Origin of the sequence: Methanofollis sp. (assembly GCF_028702905.1) — an archaeon.
Classification (GTDB): domain Archaea; phylum Halobacteriota; class Methanomicrobia; order Methanomicrobiales; family Methanofollaceae; genus Methanofollis.
Map to the genome: position 1 here is coordinate 1 of NZ_JAQVNX010000015.1, position 12,325 is coordinate 12,325.

At 61.7% G+C, this 12,325-nt stretch carries 12 protein-coding genes, 1 other RNA gene and 1 pseudogene; 6 read left to right on the top strand and 8 right to left on the bottom strand.

Features of this window, described 5'->3' with window-relative positions; translation table 11 throughout:
* The 4 genes and pseudogenes from PHP59_RS03255 to PHP59_RS03270 all read right to left on the bottom strand — a co-directional run.
* Nucleotides 1-317, bottom strand: a pseudogene (locus PHP59_RS03255) (sulfide/dihydroorotate dehydrogenase-like FAD/NAD-binding protein); the annotation flags it as partial.
* A 65-nt stretch (nucleotides 318-382) separates the two neighbouring features.
* Complete coding sequence (arcS, locus tag PHP59_RS03260; protein ID WP_300163527.1) at nucleotides 383-2,041, bottom strand: archaeosine synthase subunit alpha; 1,659 nt, start codon at nucleotides 2,039-2,041, stop codon at nucleotides 383-385.
* Complete coding sequence (tgtA, locus tag PHP59_RS03265) at nucleotides 2,025-3,482, bottom strand: tRNA guanosine(15) transglycosylase TgtA (RefSeq protein ID WP_300163530.1); 1,458 nt, start codon at nucleotides 3,480-3,482, stop codon at nucleotides 2,025-2,027. The genes arcS and tgtA overlap by 17 nt, the downstream gene beginning before the upstream one ends.
* Nucleotides 3,483-4,049 (bottom strand): TIGR00296 family protein, encoded by a 567-nt coding sequence (locus PHP59_RS03270; RefSeq protein WP_300163533.1) that lies wholly within the window; start codon nucleotides 4,047-4,049, stop codon nucleotides 3,483-3,485. It lies immediately after the preceding gene.
* A 36-nt stretch (nucleotides 4,050-4,085) separates the two neighbouring features.
* On the opposite strand from PHP59_RS03270, the gene rnpB reads away from it, so the two are divergent.
* The 3 genes from rnpB to PHP59_RS03285 all read left to right on the top strand — a co-directional run bounded on the left by rnpB (nucleotide 4,086) and on the right by PHP59_RS03285 (nucleotide 6,246).
* An RNA gene (rnpB, locus tag PHP59_RS03275) (RNase P RNA component) lies at nucleotides 4,086-4,419 on the top strand.
* Nucleotides 4,420-4,564: 145 nt separating this feature from the next.
* Nucleotides 4,565-5,218: a hypothetical protein gene (locus PHP59_RS03280; RefSeq protein ID WP_300163535.1), complete on the top strand. Its 654-nt coding sequence runs from the start codon at nucleotides 4,565-4,567 to the stop codon at nucleotides 5,216-5,218.
* 473 nt (nucleotides 5,219-5,691) lie between these two features.
* Nucleotides 5,692-6,246, top strand: a complete 555-nt coding sequence (locus PHP59_RS03285) for a CBS domain-containing protein (RefSeq protein ID WP_300163538.1) — start codon at nucleotides 5,692-5,694, stop codon at nucleotides 6,244-6,246.
* On the opposite strand, the gene tpiA is transcribed toward PHP59_RS03285, so the two are convergent.
* Nucleotides 6,243-6,911 carry a triose-phosphate isomerase gene (gene tpiA, locus PHP59_RS03290; protein ID WP_300163541.1) on the bottom strand — a complete coding sequence of 223 codons (669 nt, stop codon included), beginning with the start codon at nucleotides 6,909-6,911 and terminating at the stop codon, nucleotides 6,243-6,245. The genes PHP59_RS03285 and tpiA overlap by 4 nt on opposite strands.
* Complete coding sequence (locus PHP59_RS03295; RefSeq protein ID WP_300163544.1) at nucleotides 6,912-7,394, bottom strand: multiprotein bridging factor aMBF1; 483 nt, start codon at nucleotides 7,392-7,394, stop codon at nucleotides 6,912-6,914. It abuts the gene before it with no gap.
* A 56-nt stretch (nucleotides 7,395-7,450) separates the two neighbouring features.
* Here PHP59_RS03295 and PHP59_RS03300 point away from each other — a divergent pair, with 56 nt between their 5' ends.
* Nucleotides 7,451-8,689, top strand: a complete 1,239-nt coding sequence (locus tag PHP59_RS03300; RefSeq protein ID WP_300163547.1) for a proteasome-activating nucleotidase — start codon at nucleotides 7,451-7,453, stop codon at nucleotides 8,687-8,689.
* 495 nt (nucleotides 8,690-9,184) lie between these two features.
* Here the strand turns inward: PHP59_RS03300 and PHP59_RS03305 are convergent, their stop codons facing one another.
* On the bottom strand, nucleotides 9,185-9,583 hold the full coding sequence (locus PHP59_RS03305; RefSeq protein WP_300163550.1) for a DUF5804 family protein: 399 nt from the start codon (nucleotides 9,581-9,583) through the stop codon (nucleotides 9,185-9,187).
* A 7-nt stretch (nucleotides 9,584-9,590) separates the two neighbouring features.
* Nucleotides 9,591-10,748, bottom strand: a complete 1,158-nt coding sequence (locus PHP59_RS03310) for a proteasome-activating nucleotidase (protein WP_300163553.1) — start codon at nucleotides 10,746-10,748, stop codon at nucleotides 9,591-9,593.
* A gap of 44 nt (nucleotides 10,749-10,792) precedes the next feature.
* On the opposite strand from PHP59_RS03310, the gene PHP59_RS03315 reads away from it, so the two are divergent.
* Nucleotides 10,793-11,191, top strand: a complete 399-nt coding sequence (locus tag PHP59_RS03315) for a DUF126 domain-containing protein (RefSeq protein WP_300163623.1) — start codon at nucleotides 10,793-10,795, stop codon at nucleotides 11,189-11,191.
* Nucleotides 11,192-11,204: 13 nt separating this feature from the next.
* Nucleotides 11,205-12,314 (top strand): TIGR04013 family B12-binding domain/radical SAM domain-containing protein, encoded by a 1,110-nt coding sequence (locus PHP59_RS03320; protein ID WP_300163556.1) that lies wholly within the window; start codon nucleotides 11,205-11,207, stop codon nucleotides 12,312-12,314.
* The last annotated feature ends 11 nt before the right edge of the window (nucleotides 12,315-12,325 follow it).

Sequence of the window (12,325 nt, forward strand, 5' to 3'; positions counted from 1 at the left end):
CCGGCTTCCTTCGCCTCACGGGCGATGATCGGGGTGCTCGCAACACCCACGCCGCCGCCGATGACGACGACAGTGCCGTATTTTTTGATATCGCTCGGCGTGCCGAGCGGCCCGACGACGTCCCTGAGGGCGTCGCCCTTCTTCAGAGTGGAGAGGTGCTCGGTGGTTTTGCCGATGGTCATAAAGATGACCCGTACCGAGTCCCCCTTCACTGCCGAGATGGTGATGGGGATCCTCTCACCGGTTTCGTCGATCCTGAGGATCAGGAACTGCCCGGCCCGGGCATGCCGCGCCACCTGGGGCGCGTGGATCCACATCTGAAACACTTTATCTGCGAGCTGCGTTGCCTCCTCAACCAGATACAAACTCTACCACTCCAATTTCAAATTGCTCTTGTGCTATCAGTTTGGCGCTCCGTGCACTTTACCTTACGCACTTTCACCGCTATGCCGCGGCGGGACCTGACCATTTCTCCTGCACTCATCATCGCCCGTCCTGTCGCCAGGGCCGAGGGGCCGGCGACGAGCACCTCGTCGCCCGGCCTGATCGACGGGTCGGCACCGGTCACGCCCGGCGCCAGCACGTCCCCGTGCGGCACGAAGTCGTCGATCTGGACCCGGTAATTGTTGAGATACTCCCAGCCCTCGAAGGTGGGCTTGTACAGGCCTGTCCCCGGATCGATGTTGTAGAGAAGGGTCTTCCCCTTGAAGACCGCCTGTCGCCGGGGTTTCCCCTTGACCTGCATTCCTTTTGTCTCGACCTTTTCCCCGAACTGCCAGGAGAGGACGCCGGCGACCGGCGTGGTCCTCATCTTCCTTTCGCCGGCAAGGGCTTCGTCGAGGGCGCGCAGAGACGCCGGGGATGTCGGGTGGCCGGTGCAGGTGCACTCGAGTTCGATGCCGCAGACCGCGGCCGCCAGCTCCGCAACCTTCAGCGCCCCTCCTTCGAGGTGGGCGATCACCCTCCCGTAGGGGTGCGCCTGCAGGTAGCGGGTAAGGATGTCGGAGAGGAACGCGCACTCCTCGTGGTCCCAGTACCCGGTCACCGGGACGTCATAGTGGCCTGCCGGGTAGACGGCCTCGACCTCGCGCGGCACGACGCCCAGGGGCGAGGTGATGATCACCTCATGGGCCCGGCCGGCGATGGCGGCGATATAGCGCTGGTGGCTCTGCGACGAGGAGTAGGGTTTGCGCACCGCACAGGGGAGGAGGACGGCGACGTCGTTCCTCGGCGGGACATAGCGCCCGATCACCCGCTCGGCAAAACGCTTCACCTCGGGCCTGTACATGGACTCGGCCGAGTTCGCGCGCAGCCTGACGGCACGCGCCGCCGGCGCCGCCTCCTCGGTGATATGATACTCCTGGTCGAGGAGACGCAGGGTGGTGACCTGGTTCGGGTCCATCCGGCAGCGCTGCTCCATCAGTTCCCTGAGTTGCCCGCCGGCGATGAACCGCCGCACCGTGGCGCACTCGGCACGGAGGGCGAGACGGTTGTGGAGGCCGAGGTTCCCTTTCGCGCACCCGGCGCAGGAGCATGAGCCTTCCTCGATCTCCGCGAACGGGAACTCCCCTTCGGGTGCGCAGAAGAGGCCGCGGGCGGTCATAAGGTCGACGGCAGTGAAGTCGAAGAGGTCGAAGCCCAGGTAGACAAGGAAGCACGCATTCGACGGCAGGGCCGCGGCCGGGGCATACCATGCCGCGTCTGGCGGGACCTTCTCCCTGAGGGCGGCCAGGTGGCCGACCATGTTCCGCGGGTTGGCAAGGGCGGTGTGCCAGTTGGCGACGACCGCGCACTGTCCCGACTCGCCGCCGCCGAGTGCGGGGTGGACGATGACAGCCTCGCCGCCGGGCTGGACGAGATACTCCCGCGCAAACTCCGGGTCTGCAGAGAGGGGGACGTTCGCGTGGTGGAGAGCGGCGAGTTCGGGGTAGATCTCCTCCATGTCGAGGGGGAGGGGCGTCTGGTACGTCGTGTCGTTTGCCGAGAAGAGACCGGAACGGCCAAGGCCGTCCCGTCCCCTCACCTCAAACTGTGTCGGCATTCAACACCTCCACGCCGGGGAGTTCGCCCCGCACGAACGCAGCCCATTCGACCGGACAGAGAACGAATACCGTGCTCTCCGGGTGGGTCTCGATGAGGCGCGCGATGCCGCGGCACCCGGCCCGCATCATATCCTCGTCCCAGGACGGGATCTCGGACTGCCCGATCGGGAAGGTCTCGGAGAGGCCCTCAGGGTACGGCCCGAAGGGCGGTTTGAAGAAGAGGATGTCGTCGTAGTCGCCGGGCGCCTTACCGGCCATGGCGACGAGGACGCGGGGGCCGAGGGTGAAGCGTTCGACCATCGCGTGGTAGCGCACGACCTCGGTTCGCATGCAACTCTCCGAGCCCTGGTAGAAGAACCGTCTCTTCGAGACATTGTCCTGCTCTTCCAGGTCCTGTGCCTGGCGCAGGAACTCGCGGTAGCCTTCGAGGAGGCGCGGGTGGCTCCGGCACCGGAGGTCCAGGAGTTCCCAGAGGGTGCCGTCTGTGATCGCCTGCCTGATCCGTGCGATCTCGGCGAGGGTGACATAGAGGTTGTGGAGGGCGAGGAGACGCACTCTGTCGGGGCTCTTCTTCAGTTCCTCGGCCGTGTGGCTCCGGCAGACCTGACAGGGGCAGGGGAGTTCTGAGAGTTCGTCGATCTTCAGGCTCCCGTAGGTGGTGAGGTACCGGCCGTCCTTCGCAAAGAGGGCGTAGGCCGCGGAGTCGAAGATGTCGCAGCCCATCGCCGCACCCAGGGCGAGCATGGAGGGGTGGCCGGCGCCGAAGAGGTGGACGCAGGTCGAGGGCGAGAGGCCCTTCTTCGCACCGAGGACGACGTCGACAAGGTCCTTGTACCGGTAGTTTTCCATCAGGGGGACGACGGCGCCAATAGGGCAGAAGTCGAAACCGATCTCCTGAACGGCCCTGGCCGACCTCTCCCGCAGGTCGGGGAAGAGGGCGCCCTGGACAGGTCCGGCCATCTGGGCGTCAGGGCCGAGGTGCTCCCTGGCCTCGCGGATCCGGTCGAGGGTGATGGCGAGCTCCTTCTCCGCACGCTCGCGGTCGGCTTCGGGCGTCGTCGGGATGTCGAGGGGCACGATGATGTCAGACCCGATCGCCTTCTGGAAACTGACCGTCTCCAGGTTTGTGATCTCGACGCCGCCGTAGACCATCAACTGGAATGAGCCAGAGTCGGTCATGATGACACCGTCGAAGTCGAGAACCTTGTGCAGGCCCTCGGAGAGGGCTCTCTCCCGGTACTCGGCGCTCTTCGAGAAGATGTAGGCATTGGTGATGATCGCCTCGACGCCCATCTCCTGCATCTCCCGCGGCGTGACGAGGGGGAGGTGCGGGTTGACGACAGGGAGGAGGGCCGGTGTCCTGATGGTCTTCTCCCCCACTTTCAGCCTGCCGGCGCGGGCGGCGATGTCCTTCTGGAGGATCTCAAAGGATATTCCCATTTACGCTCCCTCCTCATGGAAGACCTGCCCTTCGAAGGTGGCGGCCTCAACGTCGGCCCTCTTCCAGCACCCGGCAGGCATACCTGCCTTGATGCAGGTGTGGTCGAGGAACTCCTCCGCGTCCCAGCCGTATTCGGTCGCGACCTGCGGCAGGAGGAGCCCGCTCCTGTCATGGTCGGCAAGGATCAGTCCGTGCCGCCCGACCTCCACATGGCCGGCCCGCTCCTCGGGCAGGCAGGCGAGGGGTTCGGGGGCTGTGAGAACGGTGACCTCGACCCTGACCTGCGGGAGTTCGGTAGCCTGTACTGGCGGAAAGCGCGGGTCTTCGAGGGCGGCGGAGATTGCCGCGTGGACGATCCCCTCAGCCAGGGGCATGACCGGGTACGGAAGGCCGATGCACCCGCGTAAGGAGCTGTCCCGGGTAAGAGTAACGAATACGCCCCTTTTCTCAGAGAATATCCGGGGCAGTGGCGGCAGGGTGAACTCCTCACCCTGAAGGCTCTTTTCGAGGGCGTCGCGTGCGAGGCGCACCGCGGTCCCGCCCTCTTCACTGGTCAGCGCAAACATTAGTAATATATTCAGGGGCCCCCATATTATTAAGAGGAGAGGGAGAGTGCGGCCGACGGTGGCCTTCGGGCCGCTGAGGAAAGTCCCCCCACCGACCAGGCACGCAGCCGTACACAAGTACGGATGGCGAGAGTCATGGCAATGACACAGAAACGACACGCCCCGCCGTCAGTTATGAAACGGCCGAGCCTTCGGGCGAGAAGCACCATAGGGTGCGAGTTAACCCGTTGAACGTAGCGGCGGGAACCGATGAAACGGTGAATCCCTGCGGGTGCAAGCCAGAACAGGGCATACAGGCGCCTGGGCCTGCCCGGGTTTGGCGCGGAGCTGAATGCCGCACAGAACATAAGGGGGCTTACTCCTCCGACTCCACCATTTTGTATCCTCATGCCTCCAGCAGGGGCGATCGATGAAATCCGATCGCCAGGATATTTTTGCACCCGGACTCTCCATGGCCAGAAAACAAAATCAAAAATTTTTTATTTGCACATGTATTTTAATATCTGGCGATTATTATGACACTATCAAAGAAAATAACCTGTATTCTGGTCATATTTGCATTGCTGGGCCTTGTCATGGTCTCGGGTTGCTTCACGATGAATGTCCACGCGACGGCAAACCCCGACGGATCGGTCAGCGACTATCGCGTCGAACTCACGACAACCTCGTTTGTCTATAATATCCTGAAACAGAATGCCAGAGACGAGGGATACGCGGGCGTCAGGGACTATGTCCTGGCGAGATCGGATGACGGGGCCATGTCCTATGACGAAGTCTGGGACGGCGATTCGGTGACCATGAAGATCGCGGGCACCGAAAAGGTCGTACCTGACGGGACCAACTGGACACTTGCAAAAGACAGCGGGTTCCTGATCTACACGGACAGGAGATTTGCAGGCGCCGAGGGGATGGGCGAGTCAGACAAGATCACCGATGCGATGCTTGGCAGTTGCTCCATCCACTATTACCTGGAGATGCCCGGGAAGATCGTCGACTCCAATGCCAACACGGTCAATGAGAAAACAGCCGAATGGCATCTCACCGGGTCCGACGTCTTCAAAACGACAATCTATGCAAAGAGCGAACTGCCCGCCTCCCCTCTCCCCGGGTTCGGTGCCGTTCTTGCGGTCCTCGCCCTCGGGCTTCAGGTGTGGAGAAGACACCCGTAACGTCCCTTTTTTGCTCTGGAGAATTTTTTTGTCTTGAGTGCTTGTGGAGGATGGCAGTCTCCTTCTGAACGATTTTTGCGGGTAGTCTCTGGAAGGGATTGTCGATCCACCGCCTTCCCAGAATCTGGACCGGGGGTTCACCCCCGGACCCCCTGGGATAGGACCGGGGAAGAAAGACAGAGACCCTGAGAACGGAGACAGTCATGCACCTCCGATTCGAGGTGGAAGTCGGGAGATGCGATCGGAGGGAGTCGAGAAGACGAAGTCTTCGCTGTCCGAATGAAGTGAGGTCAAGAAGGTCGAAGACCTTCACTGTAGTCCCCCGGCACAGACACACCAGAATAGGAATTCTCCTGAGCATTTTATCGTCCCTCCAGCCGCGAGGAGAGAGCATCCAGCACTGTCGACCATCCTGAATTGGGCGGGTCAAGCAATGCATATTTTTATTGGTTGAAATCACTATGAGTAATACCATGTATATTCCCACCCCCGCGGAACTGAGGGCCAAGAGGATCATGCTCGGCCTCCGCCAGGCCGATGTCGCACGAAAAGCCGGTATATCCCAGTCCATGGTGGCCAGGATCGAGTCGGGCACCGTCGACCCGAGGGTGAGCACACTCAGGAAGATCGTCCAGGTGCTGAAAGTGGCAGAAAACCCCTCGATCACTGCGGGAACGGTGATGCACGCCCCTGTCCATGCCGTCACCCCTGACGACGCGATCACGACCGCCGTCGCGATCATGGAGGAGGAAGACGTCTCCCAGCTGCCGGTGATCGAGAACGGCTTTCCCATCGGGTGCGTCTCGGAGTCGGCGATCGTCAATACCATCGAGCAGATCGGGATCGCTCGGGCGCATACACGAAAAGTGAAGGACTTTATGGAGTCCAGTTTCCCGACAGTCCCCCCGGACGCCGATGTCGAGACGGTGGTCCACCTGCTCCAGCAGCACCATGCCGTCCTTGTCCTTGGCGGGGGAAAGGTTCAGGGCGTGATCACAAAGCACGACCTGATCACTCTTATTGGTTAGATCAGGGAGACAAGGTTTCTGAGGACGGCGGCAGGGTCCTTTGCCTTCACGACCGAGGAGGCGAGAAGGACACCGTCGGTCCCGAGTTCCAGTGCAATCTTCACGCACTCGCCCGTGCTGATCCCGGCGCCGGTGAGCACCTTCACCTGCGGGTTGACCGCCCGCACCGCCGCCACCGAACGCTCGATGATGCCCGGGTCGGCCCTGGAGACAGAGACCCCCGTCCCGATCAGTTCGGGCGGCTCGATGGCGACATAATCCGGGGCAAGGGCCGCTGCTGCAGCGGTCGTCGTCTCATTGTTCGTGCAGATCACGGTCTTGAGCCCTGCGCCCCGTGCTGCAGAGAGGCTGGCATCGATATCGGCGAGCGTGAGACGCCTCTCCGAGTGGTTGATGAGCGTACCCGTCGCCCCGACCGCCTTCACCTGTGCGGCGGTTACATGGCCGGTATAAGCCCCGGGAGAGACGCCGTCGATATGCTGGGCATAGACGGGGATGCTGAACCCGGACGCGACCGCCGCAAGATCGGTGAAGGCCGGGGCGACACCGATCACGATGCCGCTCTCCTCGCTGACCATCGCGGCGGCTGCGGCAATGGCGGCGGCCCTCTCGCCCATGCCCTCCGTATATGCCTTCAGGTTGACGAGGATCAGGGGTGTCGCCATCTACTCCCTCTTGATCTTGATGATGTCGCCGAGAGTCGTCGCAAGCCTGCCCCCCTTCTGTCTCCTCACCTCCTCGTCCGAGACATCGAGGAGAGAGATGCCGAGCACCTTTTCGAGCTTGACCCGCACCTCGTCCTCAGGGATCAGGTCGCCCTTCTCGATCTTCCTGATCAGGATCTCACGTTCCTTGATCTCGTTGGCAAGATCCTTCTGGGTCCAGTTCTTCTCCAGACGGGCACTCCTGATCCGTTCGCCAAAGTCCTCGACGACCTCCCCGACCATCAGGTCGAAGACGTCACGGCCCCGGCGTTGAGGGGCGCCCGGTGTAGCAGCGACGGCTTTCCGTTTCGATTCGACAGGCCGTGGCTGTGCCACCTCCACTCCGAGGGTCGCACACTTCGGGCATACCTGAAGTACCGCACCCTCGATCCGCACTCTTTTCGGGGCGCCCTTTATTATAGCCCCACATAATTCGCACTGCATACTACTCGCAAACACATTTAAGTCACTTTATACTATATACCTATTCGAGGAGGACGATGGGGGACAGCGGCTGTGATTCACCCGACCCGCAGAACAGCGAAGAACTCTGCAAGTACCTGCTCGAACGGATCTCCAACCTGGAAAACCGCAACCTGGAACTCAGGGAGCGGATGCGCCAGATGGAGTCTGAAAAGCGGTATGTGGAGACGCAGAAGATCCGCTACGAGCGGGAAATGCGGAAATTACGGAGCGAGATCGAACAACTCAGAAGTCCTCCCCTCATTGTCGGTGAGATACTCGACATCATCGACAACAACCGCGTCGTGGTCAGGAGCAGTGCAGGCCCGCGTTTCCTTGTCCGGGTATCCCAGTTCATCGAACCGAAGGACCTGAAGGCAGGGAGCAGGTGCACCCTCAACCAGCAGTCCCTTGCCCTGATCGAGGTGCTCCCGAACACCTACGACCCGCAGGTCTACGGGATGGAACTGGAAGACCGGCCTGAAGAGCGTTACTCCGATATCGGCGGGCTGGAACCGCAGATCCTGGAGGTGAAGGAGGCTGTCGAACTCCCGCTCACAAAGCCCGAACTCTTCGAGACGGTGGGGATCACCCCGCCGAAGGGTGTCCTGCTGTACGGGCCGCCAGGGACAGGCAAGACCCTGCTCGCCCGTGCCGTCGCCCACGAGACGAACGCTCACTTCCTCCATGTCGTCGGCTCCGAACTCGTGCAGAAGTACATCGGCGAAGGGGCACGCCTTGTGCGGGAACTCTTCGACCTCGCCCGCGAGAAGGCGCCGACGATCCTCTTTATCGACGAGATCGACGCCGTCGGGACGCACCGGACGGAGTCCGTCACCTCCGGGGACCGGGAGGTTCAGCGGACCCTGATGCAACTCCTGGCAGGGATGGACGGCTTCGAGACACGCGGCGACGTAAAGATCATCGGGGCGACGAACAGGATCGATATCCTCGACCCCGCCCTCCTCAGGCCGGGCCGTTTCGACCGGATCATCGAGATCCCGCTCCCGGACATCGAGGGGCGCCTCTCGATCCTGAAGATCCACACGAAGGGCATGAACCTGGCAAAGGACGTCGACCTCACCGGGATCGCCTGCCAGACCAATGGGCGGAACGGCGCTGACCTCCGTGCGGTCTGCATGGAGGCCGGGATGTTCGCGATCCGGGAGGAGCGGACGACCGTCACCAACGAAGACTTCGGGCGGGCGCTCCAGAAGTTCATGGCCGACTTCGAACGTCAACCCCTGAGAAATACAGTCGGCGAGATGTTCGCCTGAAACTCAACCTTTTTTTTTCTTTGAGCATATCCCAGAAGTATCCTGTGCTGGATCAAGCATCTGGATCGAGACGCTTCTCGGCCATTTCTTTATCGTCCCCGCTTCAATCGTAATGCCGGAGGTTCAGGAGGCAGCGCCAACGGCGTGATTCATGGAGGAAGGCGGACCGATCAGATGTGCCGCCCCCATAGAGAATAAAGAGTGTTTTCTTGCTCTCTCTCGCCCGGGGGAGACCCCCGGACCCTCCCGAAGAAGATAGGGGAGGGGCGGCAGCAATCTCTCGAACGACACCGTACTTCAGAAATTTCTTCCGGTCACATATCAAGGCCGGAGAGTTCTGGGATGGCCTATTTCCCTGCCGCTTCTGGAATCTCTGGATTTGTCCGTCTGTTCTCTGCATGAGAGAAAGACGTCCTCTTTCCGTGCCCGACCCCTTTCCAGAGCGTGAGGGGTCAGGGGGATGGCAATTGCTCTCGTCTCCGGATGTACGAGCAGTCACCTGACCCGGATCACCTCGCCGGGAAGCGCCCACACTTCAAGGGTGCCGTCCGGTCCCTCCGTGATCACGGGTCGACCATCGGGAAAGCCGATGAAGAAACGGTGGTCCGGCGGTTGGTCCGGGTCGACCGCCCTCTGTTCAATCGCATGGGCGTAGGCGAGGGTGCAGGAATGGCCCGGTGCCATCTCGAAGAGGGTGAGGGCAACGTACCGTCTGAGGTACCACCTCAGTTCTGCGGCAAGGGAGAGGGCCGCGCCAAGGGATACGACCCTGATGGACATACCGTACGACCTTTTTTCGGGGCGGTAGAACCTGAGAATCTCGCGGCTTGTCTCTGATGCAAAAAAGGTATTGTTGAGGTCGACCCCCTCATGCGGAATGAGGAGCAGGTGCATGGTCGGTTCAGATGTACATCCGGAGATCGCCTGCAACCTCCTTGCGGCTGACCTTCCGGATAGCCTCAAGGAAGTCGTTGTGCTCCACGGCCACGGCATTCCTGCGGACCGCCCGCATGCCGGCCTCGCGGCAGACCGCCTGGATCTCGGCGCCGGTCATACCCTCGGCGAGGGGGACGAGCGATTCCAGGTTGACATTGTCAAGGCTCATCTTCCCGGTGTGGATCTTGAAGATCTCCCGGAGCGAGTCGGCGTCAGGGACCGGGACCTCGATGATCCGGTCGAAACGTCCGGGCCGGAGAATCGCCGGGTCGAGCATGTCGACGCGGTTCGTGGCCGCCATGATCCTGATATTGCCGCGGTTGTTGAAGCCGTCCATCTCGGCGAGGAGTTGCATCAGGGTCCGCTGGACCTCGGCGCTCCCCGAGGTGCCGTCGTTTGTACGCTGGCTCGCGATCGCGTCGATCTCGTCGATGAAGACGATTGCCGGGGCACGCTCCCGCGCGAAGTCGAAGAGTTCCCGCACCAGCTGCGCCCCTTCGCCGATAAACTTGTGGACGAGTTCCGAGCCCGACATCCTGATGAACTCAGCATGGGCATTGTGCGCCACGGCCTTTGCGATGAGGGTCTTGCCCGTTCCCGGAGGGCCGTACAGCAGGATGCCCTTCGGGGGCTCGACGCCGACTTTTTCGAAGATCTCGGGCCTGGTGAGCGGGTACTCGACCGCCTCGCGGACCTCTTCGATCTCTTCTTTCAGCCCGCCGATCTGCTCGAAAGTGACGCTCGGCGCCTCTTCAAGCTCCATCACCCTGACACGGGAGTCGTAGGTGGTGCCGATGGGCTTCACAATGGAAAGAGCATTGTTCACAGCGACCTTCATGCCCACACCCAGCCCGTCATAGAGTTCGGGGTTGACCCGTGTGATGTATTCCTGGTTGTTTCCCTGCTGCCTGAGATAGACCTCGCCGTCACCGAGTTTGTCAACAACAGCTGCAACAAAGAGCGGGACCCGCTTGAGCTGGTTGTTTTCCCGCCGCAGCTGGTTGACCTCTTTCTGGAGCAACTCGTTCTGCATCTTCAGGTCCAGGACCTTCGCCTTCATTTCCTGGACCTGGAGTTTATACAGATTATTGTCATTGTTGACGCCAATCACAGAGTCTTCCATGTCACTAATATAGTGGATTCTTTATACATTTATTAGGTGTGTCTGTGATAATCAATGGAAGAGGCATTGCTCGGGGAACTGCGACCGGGAGGTTGCTCGTTTCCCCGGCACCACTGTCATTTCTCTCGGGGGTCGACCCTGAGAGCGGCGTGATCATCGAAGAAGGCCATCCCCTCAAGGGCGAATCGATTGCGGGGACAATCTTTGCGTTTCCCTTCGGGAAGGGTTCGACTGTCGGGTCCTATGTGATGTACGCCCTCGCACGGAACGGGAAGGCGCCGGCCGCCATCATCAACGAGGAGGCCGAACCGATCATCGTCACCGGCGCGATAATCGCCCATATCCCGATGGTCGACCGCCTCGAAACCGGGCTCTCAGGCCTGCCTGCAGGAGCGACCGTGACGGTGGACGGGGAGGCGGGGACGGTCTCATGGGAGGCATGAGAGGGCAGACAGGATGCAGGTGAACTGGCGGGAGATCACCGCAGCCAAAAATTCCTTTGCCGCCCTCTATGCGGCCTGCGAGACAGAGGGGATCATCCTGCGGCCGTCGGGCGGGCCCGAAGGCGACGTGACCTGCTACAGTCTCAACTCCATCAATGCCCCGCACTTCCAGGACGAGATCGCATCGGCGTCCTGCGTCACCATCGTCGGCGGCCCCCATGCGGCGGCGTGCCCTGCGGAGGTAGCGGCGTACGCCGACTATGTCGTCACCGGCGAGGGTGAGCACACCCTCCCACGGCTCCTCCGCGCGATCGAGGCCGGAGAGGGCGGGCCGGTGCCGGGCGTGGCCACAAAGGACGGCATCTGCCCGCCCGACCATACGGTTTTTCTCCCCGCGTATCCCCCCTTCTCGCAGTTCAAAGGATACATTGAGATCTCCCGCGGCTGTCCCTTCGGGTGCGCGTACTGCCAGACCCCCCGGATCTTCGGGAGGCGGATGCGCCATCGGCCCGTGGAGGAGATCGCCCGGTATGCGGCACGGTTCAGGGACGCCCGTTTCGTCACCCCGAACGCCCTTGCCTACGGATCTGACGACGGCATCCACCCGCGCCTCGACCGCGTTGAAAGCCTGTTTCGTGCGCTCCACAAAAACCAGATCTATTTCGGGACCTTTCCCTCGGAGGTGCGCCCCGAGTTCGTCACCGACGAGTCACTCGACCTGATCTCGGCTCACTGTGCAAACCGCCGCCTCCACTTCGGGGCCCAGTCAGGAAGCGACAGGGTGCTTGGCCTCCTGCGCCGGGGACATACCGTCGCCGACGTCGAGCATGCCCTCGACCTCTGTCGGGACCATGGCTTCATGCCCGTGGTCGACTTCATCGTCGGCCTCCCGTGCGAGGAGGACGAAGACGAACTGGCGACCCTCGCTCTCATCCGCGAGGTCACGCGCCGTGGGCAGGCCCATGTCCATCTCTTTATACCGCTGCCCGGGACGCCGATGGCAAACCTGAGGCCAAGAGAGCTTCTTTCGGAGACGCAACGCGATCTTGGACGTCTTGCACTGAACGGGAAAATTTCCGGTTCCTGGGACGATCCTGAGAGAAGATTTTATAGGAACCGTTAGAGAAGTTCTAC